The following is an 18,978-nucleotide window of genomic DNA, read 5'->3' as shown; positions in this document are numbered from 1 at the left end:
GGTGCGGCCGGCGCGACGGCGGCGGCCGGGGCGACCGCCACCGGCGCCGGCGCGGCGCTCACCGCCACGCCGCCCTTGGGCACGCGCGAGAGGCGGACGACTTCCTCGCCTTCCTTGATCTCGAGCTCGGCCAGGTTCGATTCCTCGAGCAGGTCGATGAGTTTCTTGATCTTGCGCAGATCCATGGGACAAGCCTCTGTCTGTGGGGCCGCCTGCGGCGGCTTCGGAATGGGTGTGAAGGGGTGGGCTAGGGCGCCGTCCGCGCCAGCCGGCGGATCGCCCCGTCCAGCGCCAGCGCGTAGCTGTCGGCACCGAAGCCGACGACCACGCCCAGCGCGAGATCGGAAAGGTAGGAGTGCCGGCGGAACGGCTCGCGCGCGTGCACGTTGGAGAGGTGCACCTCGATGAACGGGATCGCCACCCCGGCCAGGGCGTCGCGCAGGGCGATGCTGGTATGGGTGAAGGCGCCGGGGTTGATCAGGATCAGCGCCACGCCGTCCGCGCGCGCCTGGTGCACGCGCTCGATCAGCGCGTGCTCGGCGTTGGACTGGAAGCTCGAAAGCGCGTGGCCGGCGGCCTGCGCCTGCGCGGCCAGGCGCGCGTCGATGTCGGCGAGGGTGTCGCGGCCGTAGATCTCCGGCTCGCGTGTCCCCAGCAGATTCAGGTTGGGTCCGTGCAGCACGAGCAGCTTCGCCACGCCAGCTTCCAGGTGATCCGGGCCTCCCCCGGGCCGGCGAAGTGTGCGCGCTGCGGCGGATGTTGTCCAGTTCGGCGCAGATCGGCGATGTTTGGCGCAGAAGCGTGCGGCGGCGTATGTCGCGGCCGAGGCCGCGCTCAGGGCTGGCCGTCGGGCGCCAGCCAGGCGGCGAGCTGGGCGGCGTCCAGCGTGCCGCGCCGTATCGCCAGCACGCGGCCCTCGCCATCCAGCAGCACGCTGTAGGGCAGCAGGCCCGCTTCGTCGCCGAGCTGGGTGCTGGTGCTGGGGTTATCGAAGCGGCCGAGCAGGACCGGGTAGCCGACCGGGTGGGCGGCGAGAAAGGCGCGCACGCGTTGCGGGTCGTCCATGGCGATGCCGAGCACGATCGGTGCATGTTCGCCGGACTTCGCTTGCGCCTGCGCCGCGGCGGCCGACAGCGCGGGCATTTCCTTGAGGCACGGCCCGCACCAGCTGGCCCACAGATTGAGCAGCACGCGGCGGCCGCGGTAGTCGCCGAGGCGGTGCGGGCGGCCGTCCAGGTCGTCGAGCGTGAGGTCCGGCACGGCTTGGCCGATCAGCCCGGCGGCCGGCTGCCGCGCGCGATGCTGCCACCAGCCGCCCAACCCCGCGGCCAGCACGGCCAGGGTAAGGATCAGCCAGCTGGCGCGGCTCATCACGGGGCGGCGGCCCGCGTCAGCGCCTCTTCCACCAGCGAGGAGGTCAGCACGGTGGGCAGTTGCTGCCCCTCGCCGCCGTTCTTCGGGAACACCACGTACAGCGGCACGCCCGGCGTGTGGTACTGCTGCAGGAAGGCGGTGATGGCCGGGTCCTCGTCGGTCCAGTCGCCCTTCATGTAGACGGCGCCGGTGCGCTTGAGCAGGGCGCGGAAGGCGTCGGTATCGAGCACGGTGTGCTCGTTGGCCTTGCAGGTGACGCACCAGTCGGCGGTCATGTCCACCAGCACCGGCGTGCCGGCCCGGCGCAGTTCGGCCAGCTTCTGCGGCGAATAGGCCACGGTGCCCGCTTGGGCGACGGCGGCCTGCGCCGGCCGCGGCAGCTTGGCGAGGTAATAGAGCGGCGCCGCCACCAGCAGGGCCAGCACGGCTACCAGTACGCGGCTGGCCACGCCGCGTGCGCGGCTGCGCTCGAACCACCACAGCAGCATCGCCAGCAGCACCGCGGCCACCAGCAGCAGGCCCACCGCGTCGGCGCCGCGCTGGTTGGCCAGCACCCAGGCCAGCCACGCGGCGGCGAGGTACATGGGGAAGGCGAGCACCTGCTTGAGCGTCTCCATCCAGCGCCCCGGCCGCGGCAGCAGGCGCGCCAGCGCAGGCACGAAGCCCACGGCGAGGAACGGCAGCGCCAGGCCCAGGCCCAGCGCCACGAACACCAGCAGCGCGTAGAGCCTGGGGGCGGCGAAGGCGTAGGCCAGCGCGGTGCCCATGAAGGGCGCGGTGCAGGGGCTCGCCACCACCACCGCCAGCACGCCGGTGAAGAAGTCGCCGGCGGCGCCGCCGCGGTTGGCGAGCGCGGAACCGGTGTTGCCCAGCGAGGCGCCGAACTGCACCAGGCCGGACATCGAGAGGCCCACCGCCAGCATCACCAGCGCGAGGCCGGCCACCACCAGCGGCTGCTGCAACTGCATGCCCCAGGCGGCCTTCAGCGAGACGATCACCAGGCCCAGCGCCACGAAGCTCACCAGCACGCCGGCGGTGTAGGCCAGCGCATGGCGGCGCGCGCGGGACGGGCTTTCGCCGCTCTCGAGCAGGCCGACGGCCTTGATCGACAGCACCGGCAGCACACAGGGCATCAGGTTCAGCACCAGGCCGCCGGCGAGGGCGAGCAGCAGGACCAGCGGTAGGCCGGGGCCGGCCGGGGCCGAGGTGGCTCCGGCCTGGGCCACGGCGGGCGGACGCTCCGGCTGCGTGGCGGTGGGCACGCCGGCGCTGGCCGCGCCGCCGCCGAGGTCGACGTCCAGCGCGCGGGTCATCAGCGGGTAGCACAGGCCGCCGTCCTGGCAGCCCTGGAAGCTGGCCGTGAGCGCCAGCCGGCGGCGCTCGCCGAGCGGGCCGTCCACGGTCACCGGCAGCTCCAGCTGGTCGAAGTACACGGTGACCTTGCCGAAGTGCGGGTCGTCCTTGGCCTGGCCCGCGGGCCAGGCGGGCGCCAGCTTCACGCCGGGGACATCCGTGCGCAGCGCGGTCTGGTCGCGGTAGAGGTAGTAGCCCTTGGGCATGCTCCAGCGCAGCAGCAGGTGGTGCGGGTCCTGCGCCAGGGCTTCCAGCTTGAACGCCTGCTCGGGCGGCAGCGGCGCGCCCTTGGCACCGGCGGCCGGGCCGCCGCCGAGGGCGCTCGCGCCCTTGGCGAACGGGTCGGCGCCGCCTGCCGCCGGCGCCGCGGCGGCGGTGGCGCCGGCGGGCAGCGGCAGGTCCAGCTTGGCGGTGTAGGGCGGGTAGCAGATCTTCGGCTCCACCTCGTGGCAGCCCTGGAATTGCACCGACAGCTGCAGCCGCGTGGCGCCGGGCGCCGCGGTGTAGGGCACGCTGGCGTCGATGGCGTGGTGGTAGATCTCCACGTCGCCGAGGTATTGGTCGTGGTGCTTGGCGCCGTCGGGGAACTGCGCCTCGCCCAGGGTGATCCCTTCGCCGGGCTTGAGCTTCATGCGGCCGCGGTAGAGGTAATAGTCCGGCGCGATGGTCCAGTGCAGCTTGAGCACGCCCGGCGTGGACGTGTCGGTGTCGAGCTTGTACGCCTCGGTGACCGGCAGCAGGCCGTCGGTGTCCTGGGCGAAGGCCGGCGGGAGCAGACACAGCCCCGCCAGCAGCAACAGCAGCGTGGACAGGCTCGGGGCCAGACGGCCGGGGAACTTCGGTCGCATCACGATTCCAGCGGGCAAAGGGGTAACAGGCGTCCAGGCATTATGGCCCAGGCGTGCGGCCCGGGCGGCGGGTGCGTCCTTGGGTGGGCCTGGCCGGGGCGCGCGCCGTCGCCGGCGGCGGCCGTCACGGCCGCGGCCAGGCGGCCAGCGCCGTGCGGATGCGCGTGCGGAAGCCTTCCACGTCGACGGCCGTCAGCCGCTCACTCTTGTACAGGGACAGCATGTCGAGCCGGCACCGCGGCGCGCAGGTGCCGAGCAGGGCGGTCTTCAGCACGCGCCTCACCGGCCGGCGCATCACCTGGCGGTCGACCCACCACGGCGAGCCGAGCGAGGTGATGGCCAGCGCCTTGCGCAGGCCATGCAGGCGGGGCTGGATCGGACCGAGGTCGCCGGCGTGGTCGTAGGCCGCGCCTGGCGCCCAGGCGCGATCGAACCAGCCCTTGAGCACGGCCGGAAAGCCGAACCACCAGGTGGGAAAGCACAGCACCAGACCCTCGGCCGCCAGCAGCCGGTCGATCTGTGCCTGGGCGTCGCTGCGGTAGGGCTCGCGGTAGTAATGCCCGCGTTCGGCCGCCGTGAGTGCCGGGGCGAAGCCCGTGCCGTACAGGTCCTCGGTCTGTACCGTATGCCCGGCCGCCTCCAGGGCCTCGATGGCCGTGCGGGCCAGCGTGCCGCAAAGGCTTTCGGGCAGAGGGTGGGCAATCACGACGAGGCATTTCATGGACAATTCCGTACATGAGGGCGCCGCCTATTCTGCCGCCTCGCCCATCAGCTTGGCCGGAAGCGCCTCGGCCCGGGCGGGGCGCCGGCCGAGCAGCCCGGTGGCCAGGGCCACGCCGAGCAGGATCACGATGCAGCCCCCTGCCATCGCGAGCGTGACCGGCTCGCCCAGGAAGGCCAGCCCCCAGAGCACGCCGAACACCGGTATCAGGTACAGCACGACCATGCTGCGGGTGGCGCCGATGCGAGCCATCAGTCGGTAGAACAGCACGTAGGCGAGCGAGGTGCAGGCCGTGGCGAGGCCGAACAGCGCCAGCCAGGCGCCGGTCCCCGGGGTCTTTGCCGGCCATAGCCACACGGTGAAGGGCAGCAGCACGAACGCAGCGGCCAGCTGGCTGCCGGTGGCGACGGTCAGCGGCGCCACGCCGTGCAGGCGCCGCTGGTTGTAGTGCGCGCCGAAGGTGTAGCAGACGTTGGCGCCCACGCAGGCGGCCATGGCCCAGCCCGAAGCGTGGCCGCCGTGGCCGAAGCCCACGGTGCCCGCGACCAGCCACGCCACGCCGGCCAGGCCGATCACCAGGCCGCAGGCGCGGCTGGCGCCGAGCCTCTCGCCCAGCCACAGCCAGCCGGAGGCGGCCACCAGCAGCGGCGCGATGGCGTCGGAGATCGCCGAAACCCCGGCCGGCAGGTTCTGCGCCGCGTACGAGAACAGCACGAACGGCAGCGCCGAATTGGCCAGGCCCACGATGGCGATGGCGCGCCAATGGGCACGCATTTCCGCCAGCCGCTGGCGCGAAACCAGGAGCGGGAGCGAGCAGATCGTCGCGCCGATCGCCCGCAGGCCCGCCAGCGCCATGCCGCCGAACTGGTCGGCGCCCATGCGCATGAACAAGAAGGAGGCGCCCCACAGGGCTCCCAGCCACAGCAGCGCGGCAATGTCGGTTTTCTTCATGGTGGGGCTCGAGAATGGGCTTCGGCCGGCATCGGCATGGCGGTCTGCCTGGAGGCTGCCCGCAGCCTAATCCCGCGTGCTGTCGGAATCTGTCAGCAGGCTGGGGCGTGAGGTCTTGGGCATGAGGCACGGTGTCGTCGAAAGCGATAGGCCGCTTGGCGATGATGCGCGGGGCCTTGTCGGCACGTTGACCGCGCCGCTCGTCTGATTGCATCGCGCGCCGTTCCGGCCTGGGCCGGCATGGCGATGCCCCCGTCGCTTCCTGGAGACCCGGTCATGCATCTTCCCGCACAGCTCGTCCGCGCCAGCCTGGCCGGTTCCCTCCTGGCATGGGCTGCTATGCCCGCGCTCGCCGTCGAGGAACATCCCCTGCTGCATGCGCCGCTGACCCAGGCCCCTGGCCGCGCGCTCACCGCGCTCACGGTCACCTACGCGCCCGGTCAGTCCTCGCGCCCGCATCACCACGAGGGCGACGCCTTCGTCTACGTGCTCTCCGGGCGCATCCGCAGCCGGCTGGAGGGCGGTGCCGAGCGGGTCTACGGCCCCGGCGAAAGCTGGTTCGAGCCGGCCGGCATTCGCCACGCGGTCAGCGGCAATGCCGACGCGGACCGCCCGGCGACCATGCTGGTGGTGTTCGTGGCCGGGCCGAAGGCCGAGCTCACGGTGATGGAGCCGTCGCCGGTTCAGCCGCCCACGCCGGCGCGCACCCAGTCGAGGTAGGCGGCGTGGCCGCGCTCCACCGGCACGGCGACCAGCTCGGGCAGCTCGTAGGGGTGCAGCGCCAGCAGGCGCGCTTTCAGGGCCTCGAAGCGCGCGGCCGTGGTCTTGATCAGCAGCAGCTCCTCGCTGTCGGTGACCACCCGGCCCTGCCAGCGGTAGGTGGAGGCGATGCCCGGCAGGCGGTTCACGCAGGCGGCCAGGCCTTCGGCCACCAGGGTTTCGGCGATGGCCGCGGCGCTGGCGGCGTCGGGGCAGGTGCAGTAGCAGAGCAGGACGGGGGCGGGCATGCCGCCAGCCTAGCGCGCCGGGGCGGCGGCGGCGTGCTGCGCCGCCGGGCGTGGCGCCGGCGATGCGTTTCCGGCTGCGGCGAGAGCTGTTGGGGCGTGGCGTCGGGCCAGGCTGAGGCTCGCGCCCATCGGGCCGCGATGGCCGCATGGCGGGCGGCGTGGCGCATGCCTCGGCGCGAGGGGCCGGCTCGGCCCCGGCGAGCGCCGCGCCGTCTCCCGACCGGCCTTTTCGCGCCGCGCGCCCTTGAAAGGCCCGGCCGCCTCCCCCACTAGCGTTGCAGGCCAACGGATCGGCCCCTCTTGCAGGGGAGGATTGCGTCGCTAGAATTGGCACTCGTCAGCCCTGAGTGCTAACAGCGCGATGCAAGCCGCCGCTCCGGGTCGAACTTTTTCTGTCCACTCATCCATAGCTGGAGCCATCCATGAGCAAACTGCGTCCGCTGCACGATCGCGTCATCGTCAAGCGCCTGGAAGAAGAGCGCGTCTCCGCCGGCGGCATCGTCATCCCCGACAGCGCCACCGAGAAGCCGACCCGCGGCAAGGTGATCGCCGCCGGCACCGGCCGCATCCTGGAGGACGGCAACGTCCGCCCGATGTCGCTGAAGGAAGGCGATGTGGTGCTGTTCGGCAAGTACGCCGGCCAGGAAATCAAGATCGACGGCGAAGAGCTGGTCTTCCTCAAGGAAGACGACATCGTGGCGGTGATCGAGGGCTGACCGGACGGGGCCGGGCGGCCTGATCGCGAGAAAAGCGCGCATCGGTCGCCTGCGGCTCCCTCTGGCAAGGCTTTCGCAACGTTTCCCATTACCTAATTTCAAATTTTTTCAAGGAAAAATTTATGGCAGCCAAAGAAGTCCGCTTCGGCGAAGACGCCCGCTCGCGCATCCTCAAGGGCGTGAACACCCTGGCCAACGCGGTCAAGGTCACGCTGGGCCCGAAGGGCCGCAACGTCGTGCTCGAGAAGAGCTTCGGCGCCCCCACGATCACCAAGGACGGCGTGTCCGTCGCCAAGGAGATCGAGCTGGCCGACAAGTACGAGAACATCGGCGCGCAGATCGTCAAGGAAGCCGCCTCCAAGACCTCCGATAACGCGGGCGACGGCACCACCACCGCCACCGTGCTGGCGCAGGCCTTCATCCAGGAGGGCCTGAAGGCCGTGGCCGCGGGCATCAACCCGATGGACTTGAAGCGCGGCATCGACAAGGCGGTGATCGCCGCCGTCGCCGAGCTGAAGAGCCTGTCCAAGCCCACCGCCGACGACAAGGCGATCGCCCAGGTCGGCACCATTTCCGCCAACTCCGACGCCGACATCGGCGACATCATCGCCACCGCAATGAAGAAGGTCGGCAAGGAAGGCGTGATCACGGTCGAGGAAGGCTCGGGCCTGGAGAACGAGCTGGACGTGGTCGAGGGCATGCAGTTCGACCGCGGCTACCTGTCGCCGTACTTCATCAACAACCAGCAGAGCCAGCAGGTCGAGCTGGACAACCCCTACATCCTGATCCACGACAAGAAGGTCTCCAACGTCCGTGAGCTGCTGCCCGTGCTCGAGGCCGTCGCCAAGGCCGGCAAGCCGCTGCTGATCGTGGCGGAGGAAGTCGAGGGCGAGGCCCTGGCGACCCTGGTGGTCAACACCATCCGCGGCATCGTCAAGGTCGCCGCCGTGAAGGCGCCGGGCTTCGGCGACCGCCGCAAGGCCATCCTGGAGGACATCGCCATCCTGACCAACGGCCAGGTGATCTCCGAGGAAGTGGGCCTGCAGCTGGAGAAGGCCACGGTCAACGACCTGGGCAGCGCCAAGCGCGTGGTGATCACCAAGGAAAACACCACCATCATCGACGGCGCCGGCGAAGCCGCGCGCATCGAGTCGCGCATCGGCCAGATCAAGGCGCAGATCGAGGAGACCTCCTCCGACTACGATCGCGAGAAGCTGCAGGAGCGCGTGGCCAAGCTGGCCGGCGGCGTGGCCGTGATCAAGGTCGGCGCGGCCACCGAGGTCGAGATGAAGGAGAAGAAGGCGCGCGTCGAAGACGCCCTGCACGCCACCCGTGCGGCGGTCGAGGAAGGCGTGGTGCCGGGCGGCGGCGTGGCGCTGATCCGCTCGCTGAAGGCCATCGAGGGCCTGAAGGGCGACAACGAGGACCAGAACCTCGGCATCGCCATCACCCGCCGTGCGCTGGAAGCCCCGCTGCGCGCCATCGTGGCGAACGCCGGCGAAGAGCCCTCCGTGATCGTCAACAAGGTCAAGGAAGGCCAGGGCAACTTCGGCTACAACGCGGCCAGCGGCGAGTTCGGCGACATGATCGAGTTCGGCATCCTGGACCCGACCAAGGTGACCCGCTCGGCGCTGCAGTACGCCTCCTCCGTCGCGGGCCTGGCGATCACCACCGAGGCGATCGTGGCCGAGCTGCCGAAGAAGGAAGAAGCCCACAACCACGGTGCCGCCGGTGGCATGGGCGGCATGGGCGGCATGGACTTCTAAGCGTCCATCCCTCCATGTGAGCGATGAGAAAACCCCGCCTCGTGCGGGGTTTTCTTTTGCGCCGCGTGCGGCGGCACGGCGGCCGCACAAAAAACGAACGTGCAAAACGAAACGGCCCCGGGAGTCCCGGGGCCGTCCGTCGTCGCGCGATGGCTCGCTTCAGTGGCCGTGCTGGGCCTTCATGGCGGCGCCGGCGTCCACGTTGCCGCTGGCGTTGACGTCCTTCACCGCATCGCCCACCGAGCCGGCGGCGCGGCCGGTGCTCTGGATCGCCGTATGGGCGGCGTCGCGCACCTCACCGCCCACGCCCTGGCCGGCTTCGCCGGCCTTGCCCGCGGCGGCGGCGGTGTCGAGGCCCGCGCCGGCATTGACGTTGGCGTTGGCGCTGCCCGCGCCGGTCGAGGCGCCGGCGTTCACGCCCACGTCGGCCGAGCCGCCCGCGCCGGCGGCCGAGGAGGCGGCTTCCTTCGTCTTGTGGGCCGCATGGCGGGCCTTGTGGCCGACCTGGTCCACCGTCTGGCCGGCGCTGGCGCCGAGCTGGCCGGCGGTGTGCATGGTGTCGTGCAGGGCGCCGCCGGCATTCACGCCGACACCGCCACCGGCGTGGCCGCCGAGGCTGACCTGGGCAAAGGCCGGCGTGCCGAACACGGCAGCAGTGACGAGAGCGGCAAGCATGGTCTTACGCATGAGGATGACCTCCGAATGGGAACGAGCCGCAGGGCTCCAGGCCCTCGCGGCGGTCACCAAGCTAGGCGGCCGAACCCATCCTCCGCTGAATCTCCCGGCGGACGCTTGGTGCGCCGTTCACGATTCACCCGTGGGCCGCCGGCCGCGGCGGAAGGCCGGCGGCCCCTGGCGCGCCCGCGCGCGCCGTCGCAAGAGCCCGCGAGGCCGTCCGCAAGCCTGCTTGCGACATTCGGACGCATTGCGGATCGTCATTCAATAGATAGCATGTATCGTTCGTGGAATTTTGTTCGGGGAGTAACTATGAAAAAGCTCATTGTCGCCATCGTGCTGGCGGCGATCGCCTACGGGGGGCTGGTCGCCTACATCGAGCATTTCGACCACAGCACCGCACCCACGCTGCGCGCGGACTCGCCGTCCGCCAAGGACCCGGTGGCGCAGGCCGCCTTCGGCGCCATCACCGAGGCGCGCTGCGACTACTGCCATGCGCAGAAGACCAACCTGCCGTTCTATTTCCACGTTCCGGTCGCCGCGCAGCTGATGCAGCACGACGTCGACCAGGGCCTGCGCCACTTCCGCATCGAGCCGGTGCTCAATGCCCTTGAGGACGGCAAGGCCCCGAGCGAACTGCAGCTGGCCCGCATCGAAGAGGTGGTGCGCCAGCAGCGCATGCCGCCCAAGCTCTACCTCACCCTGCATTGGCACGCCCACCTCGGCGCGGCGCAGAACAAGGCGCTGCTCGACTGGGTGGCCCAGACGCGCCGCAAGTACTACGCCACCCCGGGCGTGGCGCCGCAGTTCGCCGCCGAGCCGGTGCAGCCGATCCCCGAGTCGCTGGGTGCCGACCCGCGCCAGGTGACGCTGGGCCAGAAGCTGTTCTTCGACACCCGCCTGTCCGGCGACGGCACCGTCAACTGCGCGAGCTGCCATGCGCTGACCCACGCCGGCGTGGACGGCCTGGACACCGCCACCGGCATCGGCGGCCAGAAGGGCCCGATCAACACGCCCACGGTGTTCAACGCCGCCTTCAACACGGTGCAGTTCTGGAACGGCCGCGCCGCCGACCTCGCCGCGCAGGCCGCCGGCCCGGTGATGAACCCCAAGGAGATGGGCTCGCACGACTGGAAGGCCGTGGCCGAGCGCGTCGCCGCCGACCCGGCCTACGCGGTTGCGTTCACCGAGGCGTTCGGCAGCGGCACCGTGGACAAGGACACCATCACCCGCGCCATCGCCGCCTACGAGACCACGCTGATCACCCCCGACAGCCGCTTCGACGAATACCTGAAGGGTGACACCAAGGCGCTGACGGCGCAGGAGCTGCACGGCTACGAGCTGTTCAAGAGCGTCGGCTGCTCGGGCTGCCACGCCGGCAAGGCGCTGGGCGGCCGTGGCCTGGAAGTGTTCGGCCTGGAAGGCGACTACTTCGGCGAGCGCGGCGGCCAGCTGACCGACGCCGACCTCGGCCGCTTCACGGTCACCAACAACCCGCTCGACCGCGAGCGCTTCAAGGTGCCGACCCTGCGCAACGTCGCGCTGACCGCGCCGTATTTCCACGACGCCAGCGCCAAGACCCTGCCCGAGGCGGTGCGCCAGATGGTGAAGTACCAGACCCCGGCCGGCACGCTGCCGGAGCAGGACATCAACGACATCGTGGCCTTCCTCGACTCGCTCACCGGCAAGTACCAGGGCAAGCTGCTGAGCAACGCGCCGGCGTCGGATCCGGCGGCGCAGCCTGCCGCGCCGCAGGGCGTGCAGAAGCAGTAAAGGTTTGGGCGTGGGGTGCCGCTTCGGCGGCATCCTCCCACGCGCCCGATACGGAAAGGCCGCCCCATGCCGGGCGGCCTTTTTTTTTGCCGAGTGGGGCGTGGTGCGCCAGGGAACTGGCGGCCGTGGAGCCGAGCCGGCCGCTGCCTTTACTGGTGCACCCCGTTCGCCACCGCCGCTTCCGGATGCGAATCGCCATGGGCGATGGCGGTGTTGGTGCCGCCCGGCGTGTTGGCGACGTCCCTGGGCAGGAACTTGTCCAGTTTGCGGGCGTAGCGCAGCATCGCCACGCTGGCCATGCCGTTGTCGAGCTGCTGCGCGCGGCCGTCCTCGTTGTCCGGCGGCGCGCCGGGTGCGTGGGTGAGGGCGGCCAGCTGCGGCGCCAGCACCTGGGTCAGGGCGAAGTAGGCGTCGTCGTGGATGCCGGCGCGTTCCAGCAGCTTGCCGGGCAGCATCCACGAGGCGAGGGACTCGTGCTCGGTGGCGCCCGGGTCACGCGGATTGATCAGCAGCCAGGTGCCGGGCTGGGCCAGCATGTCGCGGCCGTCGACGAAGCCGGTGATGCGGTAGCTGTCGGTGAGCGCCGGCAGGTGGTCGCCGTAGAACAGCAGCAGGGTGGGGCGCTCGCGCTGGGCCAGCGCCTCGGCCAGGCGGCCGAGCTCGGCGTCGGCGTGGCGCATGTGGTAGAGGTAATTCTGCAGCTCCAGCCTGGCCTTGCCGGTGATGCCCGCCGGCACCGGCATGGCGTCGCGCTCGGCGGCGTCGGCGGGCTGGGTGTCGTAGGGGCCGTGCGCCTCCAGGCTGATCGCGAACAGGAACTGCGGCGGGCCGCTGTTCTTGAGCTGGGCCAGGATCTCGTCGGTCATCGCGCTGTCGGCCATGTACATGCCGTCGTGCGGCGCGTTGCGCGGGAAGGCGGCGCCGGAGACGAAGCGGTCGAAGCCCAGCGCGCCGAAGGCGGTGTTGCGGTTCCAGAAGCCCGGGTCGTTGCCGTGGATGGCCACCGTCTCGTAGCCGTGCGCGCGCAGCGTGCGCACCAGGCCGGGCACCACCTTGGCGTTCATCTGCAGATAGGGGAACTGCAGGTTGTCGAAGTAGCGCAGCGAAAGCCCGGTGAGCACCTCGAACTCGGTGCGGATGGTGCCGCCGCCGTAGGTCGGCACGTGCAGCGCGCCGCTCGCGCCGTGGCGGGCCAGCCGGTGCAGGTTGGGCGTGAAGTCGCTGTGCTCGTAGCCCTTCATGATGGTCGGGTCGAAGAACGATTCGCTCTGCACCACCACGATGTCCGGCCGCTCGCCGGTGTCGTTGGCGGTGGAGCCCAGGCGCTGGCGCAGCGCCTGGTCGGCCTGGCTGAGCAGCTGCGTGGCGGCGGCCGGGTTCGCTTTCTGCTTGTTGTGCCCGTACTGCAGGTGGTACAGCAGCAGCGAGCTGACCAGGCCCGAATGGGTGGCGGTGGCGTTGGCCGACCACGGCTCCAGCCACAGCCGCTCGCCGCTGTAGACGCGGGCCCAGGCCTGCTGGCCGGCGAGCAGGGTGCCCAGCCCCAGCGTCAGCACCGCGCCGGCGGCGAGGCGCCCGCCATGGGTGCGGCGGGCGAACAACGGCGGCTCCCAGCGCCACAGCGCCACCACCACGGCGATGCCGCCGATCAGGGCGAGGTAGGGCCAGGGACTGTGCGGCAGATAGGCGCCGAGCACGTGCGCGCCGCCCTGGTGCAGCTGGCCGACCATGCGGAAATCGGCCGGCATCAACGGCACGCCGAGGTTGGCCATCTTCAGCGCGTTGACGCCGTAGAGCACGCCCTGCAGCAGGAAGGCGAGGCCGAAGGCGAGCAGCGCGCGCCGGGTCGCCACCAGCAGCAGCGCGGCGCACAGCAGGCCGGGCAGCGCATTGGCCAGCAGGAAGAGCGGCTGCGCGAACAATTGCCCGGGCCGCACGCCTTCGCCGCCGTCCAGCAGGCCGGTGCACAGTACGAACAGCACGGCCAGCAGCAGCGGCGTGCCGAGGCGGGCGGCGCGGTACCGAATCGGCGATGTCGTCGTGCGGTGTTGCATGAGCGGCATAGTCCGGGTCCGTCTGGGGGGACTGGGAGCGGACTGTAACGTGCCTGACATGTGGGTACCGTCGAGAGGGCGTCCCCGTGTCATGCCAGGTTCAGTTGGTCCGAACATGCGCTTAACGCGCGCCGCAATTTCTTTGCGCCTCCCCATTGAGCGGAGCAGACGCCGATGGTAACCACGGTTATCGCGCGCAACGGTATCGAGGGTTCCGATGGCGTTCGGAGAACGTTGTGGATTGGACGTCTGGACGTCCGTCGAGGCCGATACGCCGAAATGGCATGTGGATATGCACACGCGTCATTTCTTGCGCGGCCCGGGGCGAGGCAGCATGCGGAACATGGCGGACAAGCATGGGGAGCGGCGCGCGATGGCGCAGGCGAGAAAACGATACGGCGCGGTGGCGTGGCTGGCCGCGGGCCTGGGCCTGGCCGGCCAGGCCCAGGCGGCCGACTACGACGTCTTCGGCGACTGGCCGACCCACGTGGTCGCCGCCGACGGCACCGACTTCGGCATCGGCGTGCTCTACCAGTACGACCTGAACCGCTTCAAGCACGACGACGGCCGCCTCGAGGACGCCCAGACCAACCGCCGCAAGTACTTCGGCTTCTACCTGCGCAAGCCGGGCCTGTACGACGTCAACGTGCAGTACGACTTCCAGGTGCGGCAGTGGGTGGACACCTTCGTGCGCGTGCGTTCCAAGGGCCTGTTCGGCACCGACTTCGGCAACTTCCGCCTGGGCTACAGCAAGACCCCGGTGGGCTTCGAGGGCGTGACCAGCTCCGGTGCCACCACCTTCATCGAGAGCGCGCTGCCGACCCAGGCGATCTGGGAAGGCCGCCGCGCCGGCCTGGACTGGTCGCTGATCCGCCGCACCTGGCTGATCAACCTCGGCTGGTACTTTTGGCACAAGGACCTGGACGGCAACAACCCCGGCCGCACCGTGGCCGGCCGCGTGGCCTGGGTGCCGGTGAACCGCGCCGGCCACGTGCTGCACCTGGGCGTGTCGGCCTCGCGCGAGACGCTGAACTGGTCCGGCAACGACGGCGACCGCGTGCCGCCCACGGCGCGCCTGCGCGCCCGGCCGGAGGACGGCCTGTCGCCGGTGCGGCTGATCGACTCCGGCGCGCTGGTCAACGCCGACCACATCGACCGCCGCGGCGTCGAGGCGCTGTGGATCGACGGGCCGCTGTCCGCGCAGGGCGAATACCTCGACGCGCGGGTCAAGCGCGACGGGCGCCCCGGCTACCATGCCAGCGGCTACTACGCCTTCGTCACCTGGACGCTCACCGGCGAGTCGCGCGTGTACAACGACGGCAACGTCGCCGACCGCCGCTACCGCGGGCGCGACCTCACGGCGATCAAGCCGCGCCAGCGCTGGGGCGCGGTGGAACTGGCGCTGCGCTACAGTCGGCTCGACCTCGACGACGGCGCGATCACCGGCGGCACCGAGCACGACTGGACGCTGGGCGCCAACTGGTACCTCGGCGAGCACCTGAAATTCCAGACCAACTACGTCTGGGTGAGCAGCGACCGCCGTGGCGTGCAGCTGCATCCGCGCGTGTTCGAGGCGCGCGCGCAGCTGAGCTTCTAGCCATGCGGCGGCGACCGCCCGCCTGGGCTTTGGCGTCCGCGCACTGGACGGATCGGCGCGGGCGCGTTACTCGTGTGGTGCGGGCAGCGGCCGGCGCCACGCACTTTCCTCCTTCGACCCCCATGGAGCACGCGCGATGAAACGACCGACTCTGCTGCCGAAACTGCTGTTGCCGCTGCTGGCCCTGGCCTGCTGCGCGACGGCGCAGGCGGCCGGCGACCGCCTGCTCAACGTCTCCTACGACCCGACCCGCGAGCTGTACAAGCAGGTGGACGCCGCCTTCGCTGCGCAGTGGAAGCAGAAGACCGGGCAGGACGTGCGCGTGACCACCTCCAACGGCGGCTCCGGCAAGCAGTCGCGCGCCGTGCTGGACGGGCTGGAGGCCGACGTGGTCACCCTCGCGCTGGCCTGGGACATCGACGCGCTGGCCGACCACGGCCTGCTGCCCAAGGCCTGGCAGTCGCGCCTGCCGGACAACAGCACGCCCTACACCTCGAGCGTGGTGTTCCTGGTGCGCAAGGGCAACCCCAAGCACATCCGCGACTGGCCCGATCTGATCCGCGACGACGTGCAGGTGATCACGCCCAACCCCAAGACCTCCGGCGGCGCGCGCTGGAACTTCCTCGCCGCCTGGGGCTGGGCCGCGCGCCAGAACGGCGGCAGCGCCGACAAGGCGCGCGCCTACGTGAGCCAGCTCTACCAGCACGTGCCAGTACTCGACACCGGCGCGCGCGGCGCCACCAACACCTTCGTCCAGCGCGGCATCGGCGACGTGCTGATCGCGTGGGAGAACGAGGCGCTGCTCTCGCGCCAGGAGGCGGGCGCGGACAAGTTCGACATCGTGGTGCCCTCGCTCACCATCCTCACCGAACCGCCGGTGGCGGTGGTGGACAAGCTGGTGGACAAGCACGGCACGCGCCAACTCGCCGAGGCCTACCTCAAGTTCCTCTACGCGCCCGAGGGCCAGGAACTGGCGGCGAAGAACTTCTACCGCCCGCGCCTGCCCGCGGTGGCGGCCAAGTACGCCGCCCAGTTTCCGCCGGTGAAGACCTTCACCCTGGCCGAGCAGTTCGGCGACTGGCGAAAGGCCCAGACCACCTATTTCGCCGACGGCGGCGTGTACGACCAGATCAGCGAGGGGCGATGAGGCATGCGTAACAGGGCCTTGCCGGGATTCGGGCTCAGCCTGGGCGTCACCCTCGCCTGGCTCGGCGGCATCGTGCTGCTGCCGCTGGCCGCGCTGGCGTGGAAGTCGGCCAGCCTCGGCCCGGCTACGTGGTGGGCGCAGGTCAGCACCCGCCGGGTGCTGCATGCGCTGTCCTTGAGCTTCGGCGGCGCGCTGGCGGCGGCGGTGATCGACATGCTGCTCGGCCTGCTGCTGGCCTGGGTGCTGGTGCGCCATCGCTTCCCGCTGCGCCGCCTGTGCGACGCGCTGGTGGACCTGCCGTTCGCGCTGCCCACCGCGGTGGCCGGCATCGCGCTCACCGCGCTCTACGCGCCCGAGGGCTGGATCGGCCGCTGGCTGCAGCCGCTGGGTGTGCAGGTGGCCTACACCCGGCTCGGCGTGCTGCTGGCGATGGTGTTCGTGGGCCTGCCATTCGTGGTGCGCACCTTGCAGCCGGTGCTGGAGAGCCTGGAGCGCGAGCCGGAGGAGGCCGCGCTGACGCTCGGCGCCGGCCCCTGGCAACGCTTCCGCCGCGTGCTGCTGCCGATGCTGGCGCCGACCCTGCTCACCGGCTTCGCGCTGGCGCTGGCGCGTGCGGTGGGCGAGTACGGTTCGGTGATCTACATCTCCGGCAACCTGCCGATGCGCACCGAGATCGTGCCGCTGCTGATCGTGCAGAAGCTCGACTCCGGCGGCGACACCGGCCCGGCCGCGGTGCTGGGCGCGGTGATGCTGGCCGCCTCGCTGCTGGTGCTGCTGGCGGTGAACGCTCTGCAGCGCTGGAACCGGCGCTGGACGGAGGCGGGCTGATGGAAGCCGTGCTCGCCCGCCCCGTCTACCGCCGCCGCAGCCTCGCCTCGCGGCTGGTCCGCGGCCTGCTCACCGGCGTCGCCGTGCTGTGCGCGGCGCTGCTCCTGCTGCTGCCGCTGCTGGTGGTGTTCGCCGAAGGCCTGGCCCACGGCTGGGCCGTGTTCGTCGCCGCCATCACCGACCCAGACGCGCGCACCGCGGTCAAGCTCACCCTGCTGGTGGCGGCCATTGCGGTGCCGGCGAACATGCTGTTCGGCCTCGCCGCGGCATGGCTGATGACGCACTTCGAATTCCGCGGCAAGAGCCTGCTCGGCGCGCTGATCGACCTGCCGTTCGCGGTGTCGCCGGTGGTGGCGGGCCTGGTCTATGTGCTGACCTACGGCGTGCACGGCTGGTTCGGCGGCTGGCTCGACGCGCACGGCCTGCGGGTGATCTTCGCCGTGCCCGGCGTGGTGCTGGCGACAGTGTTCGTGGCCTTTCCCTTCGTGGCGCGCGAGCTGATCCCGCTGATGCAGTCGCGCGGCAGCGAGGAGGAAGTCGCCGCGCGCACGCTCGGCGCCGGCGGCTGGCAGATTTTCTTCCGCGTAACGCTGCCCCGGATACGGTGGGCCCTGCTGTACGGCGTGCTGCTGTGCAGTGCCCGCAGCATGGGCGAGTTCGGCGCGGTCTCGGTGGTGTCGGGGCATCTGCCCGGCCTCACCAACACGCTGCCGCTGCAGGTGGACCAGGTCTACAACGGCGGCAGCGGCGACGCGGTGGCGTCGGCGTTCGCGCTGGCTTCGCTGCTGGCCCTGCTCACCCTGGTCACCCTGGTGATCAAGCGGCTGGTGGAATGGCGGCACGGCGGCGAGCTGGCGCGCGCGGCGGCACGGCATTGAGTTTCGAGGCGTAACACATGGGTATCACGATCGACGGACTGGCTCGCCGCTACGGCGCTTTCGCGGCGCTGGAGCGCGTCTCGCTGGACATCGCCGACGGCGAGTTCGTGGCCCTGCTCGGGCCCTCCGGCTCGGGCAAGACCACACTGCTGCGCATCCTCGCCGGCCTCGACGACCCGGACGAAGGGCGCGTGCGGCGCGACGGCGAGGACCTGCTCGCGCTGGACGCGCGCGAGCGCCACGTCGGCCTGGTGTTCCAGCACTACGCCCTGTTCGCGCACATGACCGTGGCCGACAACGTGGCCTTCGGCCTGCGCGTGCGCCCGCGCTCGCAGCGGCCCGCGCGCCGCGAGATCGCCGCGCGGGTGGCCGAGTTGCTCAAGCGCGTGCAGCTGGAAGGCTACGAGCGGCGCTATCCGGCGCAGCTCTCCGGCGGCCAGCGCCAGCGCGTGGCGCTGGCCCGCGCGCTGGCCATCGAGCCGTCGCTGCTGCTGCTCGACGAGCCCTTCGGCGCGCTCGACGCGCAGGTGCGCGTGGCCCTGCGCGGCTGGCTGCGCGACCTGCAGCGTTCGCTGGGGCTGACCACGGTGCTGGTCACCCACGACCAGGAGGAGGCGCTGGAAATGGCCGACCGCGTGGTGGTGATGAACCGCGGCCGCATCGAGCAGATCGGCACGCCGGCGCAGATCTACCGCGAACCGGCGACGCCCTTCGTGCACGACTTCATCGGCCGCTCCAACCGCCTCGACGGCTACGTCGAGCACGGCCGCCTGCTGCTGTCCGGCTACGCGCTGCAGGGCGAGCTGCCGATGATGCTCGACGACCGCGCGGTCAGCGCCTGGCTGCGTCCGGAGCAGGTGACCCTGGCGCCCCGCGGCGAGGCCGGCTGGCCCGCCCGCATCACCCGCCTGCAGGTGGCCGGCAGCGCGGTGCGCGTGGCGCTCACCCTGGCCGGCCAGGGCGCGCAGATCGAAGCCGAATGGAGCGAGGAGGAGGTGAGCCGCCACGCGCTCGCCGAAGGCTCGGCGGTGACGGTGCAGCTGCGCACGCTGACCCTGTTCGCGGAAGGGCGCGAGCCCTCGCGGCACGTGTTCCGCCCGCGCCACGACACGATGGTGCCGCTGACCCAGGCGGCTGGCGCGACGGTGGACATCGGGCCCTGGCTGCACCGCAAGCTGTGAGTGCCTGACCCGCGCCGGCGGGCGGGGTTCTCGCGCGCCATGCCGGCATGGCGCGCGCCGGCCACGGCAGCCGCGGGCGATCCCGGGCGGGTGCCGGCGCGCCATGCAG

At 71.2% G+C, this 18,978-nt stretch carries 17 protein-coding genes and 1 pseudogene; 9 read left to right on the top strand and 9 right to left on the bottom strand.

Translation table 11 applies throughout. From position 1 onward, the window contains the following. The 6 genes and pseudogenes from ACH65_RS13420 to ACH65_RS13395 form a co-directional block, all read right to left on the bottom strand. Nucleotides 1-185, bottom strand: a pseudogene (locus ACH65_RS13420) (acetyl-CoA carboxylase biotin carboxyl carrier protein); the annotation flags it as partial. Between the two features lie 62 nt (nucleotides 186-247). Beyond that, nucleotides 248-697, bottom strand: a complete 450-nt coding sequence (aroQ, locus tag ACH65_RS13415; RefSeq protein WP_049623113.1) for a type II 3-dehydroquinate dehydratase — start codon at nucleotides 695-697, stop codon at nucleotides 248-250. Nucleotides 698-834: 137 nt separating this feature from the next. After that, on the bottom strand, nucleotides 835-1,371 hold the full coding sequence (locus tag ACH65_RS13410) for a TlpA disulfide reductase family protein (RefSeq protein ID WP_202594209.1): 537 nt from the start codon (nucleotides 1,369-1,371) through the stop codon (nucleotides 835-837). Next, on the bottom strand, nucleotides 1,371-3,575 hold the full coding sequence (locus tag ACH65_RS13405) for a protein-disulfide reductase DsbD family protein (RefSeq protein WP_049623111.1): 2,205 nt from the start codon (nucleotides 3,573-3,575) through the stop codon (nucleotides 1,371-1,373). Before ACH65_RS13405 ends, ACH65_RS13410 begins: the two co-directional genes overlap by 1 nt. 124 nt (nucleotides 3,576-3,699) lie before the next feature. Continuing rightward, on the bottom strand, nucleotides 3,700-4,296 hold the full coding sequence (locus ACH65_RS13400; RefSeq protein ID WP_049623110.1) for an NAD(P)H-dependent oxidoreductase: 597 nt from the start codon (nucleotides 4,294-4,296) through the stop codon (nucleotides 3,700-3,702). Nucleotides 4,297-4,323: 27 nt separating this feature from the next. Next, nucleotides 4,324-5,247 carry a DMT family transporter gene (locus ACH65_RS13395; RefSeq protein ID WP_049623109.1) on the bottom strand — a complete coding sequence of 308 codons (924 nt, stop codon included), beginning with the start codon at nucleotides 5,245-5,247 and terminating at the stop codon, nucleotides 4,324-4,326. A gap of 276 nt (nucleotides 5,248-5,523) precedes the next feature. Between ACH65_RS13395 and ACH65_RS13390 the strand changes: the two genes are divergently transcribed. Beyond that, the gene (locus tag ACH65_RS13390; protein ID WP_064504865.1) at nucleotides 5,524-5,967 is read left to right on the top strand and encodes a cupin domain-containing protein; all 444 of its coding nucleotides are present in this window, start codon (nucleotides 5,524-5,526) and stop codon (nucleotides 5,965-5,967) included. On the opposite strand, the gene cutA is transcribed toward ACH65_RS13390, so the two are convergent. Then, entirely contained in the window at nucleotides 5,931-6,254 is a 324-nt protein-coding gene (cutA, locus tag ACH65_RS13385; protein WP_049623108.1) for a divalent-cation tolerance protein CutA, read from the bottom strand. The two genes, ACH65_RS13390 and cutA, sit on opposite strands and share 37 nt — an antisense overlap. Nucleotides 6,255-6,676: 422 nt before the next feature. On the opposite strand from cutA, the gene groES reads away from it, so the two are divergent. Both groES and groL read left to right on the top strand, forming a co-directional pair. Next, nucleotides 6,677-6,970, top strand: coding sequence for a co-chaperone GroES (gene groES / locus ACH65_RS13380; protein WP_049623107.1), 294 nt, complete (start codon nucleotides 6,677-6,679; stop codon nucleotides 6,968-6,970). Between the two features lie 122 nt (nucleotides 6,971-7,092). Next, nucleotides 7,093-8,736 carry a chaperonin GroEL gene (gene groL / locus ACH65_RS13375; protein WP_049623106.1) on the top strand — a complete coding sequence of 548 codons (1,644 nt, stop codon included), beginning with the start codon at nucleotides 7,093-7,095 and terminating at the stop codon, nucleotides 8,734-8,736. A gap of 159 nt (nucleotides 8,737-8,895) precedes the next feature. On the opposite strand, the gene ACH65_RS13370 is transcribed toward groL, so the two are convergent. After that, nucleotides 8,896-9,423, bottom strand: coding sequence for a hypothetical protein (locus ACH65_RS13370; RefSeq protein ID WP_049623105.1), 528 nt, complete (start codon nucleotides 9,421-9,423; stop codon nucleotides 8,896-8,898). A gap of 300 nt (nucleotides 9,424-9,723) precedes the next feature. Between ACH65_RS13370 and ACH65_RS13365 the strand changes: the two genes are divergently transcribed. Then, the gene (locus tag ACH65_RS13365; RefSeq protein ID WP_049623104.1) at nucleotides 9,724-11,184 is read left to right on the top strand and encodes a cytochrome-c peroxidase; all 1,461 of its coding nucleotides are present in this window, start codon (nucleotides 9,724-9,726) and stop codon (nucleotides 11,182-11,184) included. A 149-nt stretch (nucleotides 11,185-11,333) separates the two neighbouring features. Here the strand turns inward: ACH65_RS13365 and ACH65_RS13360 are convergent, their stop codons facing one another. Next, nucleotides 11,334-13,247, bottom strand: coding sequence for a sulfatase-like hydrolase/transferase (locus tag ACH65_RS13360; protein WP_082190323.1), 1,914 nt, complete (start codon nucleotides 13,245-13,247; stop codon nucleotides 11,334-11,336). A 334-nt stretch (nucleotides 13,248-13,581) separates the two neighbouring features. Between ACH65_RS13360 and ACH65_RS13355 the strand changes: the two genes are divergently transcribed. From ACH65_RS13355 to ACH65_RS13335, 5 genes are all read left to right on the top strand, one after another. Next, nucleotides 13,582-14,835, top strand: a complete 1,254-nt coding sequence (locus tag ACH65_RS13355; protein ID WP_237561516.1) for an OprO/OprP family phosphate-selective porin — start codon at nucleotides 13,582-13,584, stop codon at nucleotides 14,833-14,835. A gap of 136 nt (nucleotides 14,836-14,971) precedes the next feature. Then, on the top strand, nucleotides 14,972-15,982 hold the full coding sequence (locus ACH65_RS13350) for a sulfate ABC transporter substrate-binding protein (RefSeq protein WP_049623102.1): 1,011 nt from the start codon (nucleotides 14,972-14,974) through the stop codon (nucleotides 15,980-15,982). A 3-nt stretch (nucleotides 15,983-15,985) separates the two neighbouring features. After that, nucleotides 15,986-16,810, top strand: coding sequence for a sulfate ABC transporter permease subunit CysT (gene cysT / locus ACH65_RS13345; RefSeq protein WP_049623101.1), 825 nt, complete (start codon nucleotides 15,986-15,988; stop codon nucleotides 16,808-16,810). Then, nucleotides 16,810-17,688, top strand: a complete 879-nt coding sequence (cysW, locus tag ACH65_RS13340) for a sulfate ABC transporter permease subunit CysW (protein ID WP_049623100.1) — start codon at nucleotides 16,810-16,812, stop codon at nucleotides 17,686-17,688. Before cysT ends, cysW begins: the two co-directional genes overlap by 1 nt. Nucleotides 17,689-17,705: 17 nt before the next feature. After that, nucleotides 17,706-18,869: a sulfate/molybdate ABC transporter ATP-binding protein gene (locus ACH65_RS13335; RefSeq protein ID WP_049623099.1), complete on the top strand. Its 1,164-nt coding sequence runs from the start codon at nucleotides 17,706-17,708 to the stop codon at nucleotides 18,867-18,869. The last annotated feature ends 109 nt before the right edge of the window (nucleotides 18,870-18,978 follow it).

This window comes from Frateuria defendens (assembly GCF_001182895.1).
GTDB lineage: Bacteria > Pseudomonadota > Gammaproteobacteria > Xanthomonadales > Rhodanobacteraceae > Frateuria_B > Frateuria_B defendens.
The sequence above is the reverse complement of the archived record's forward strand: the minus strand, read 5'-3'. Positions and strand labels throughout refer to the sequence as shown.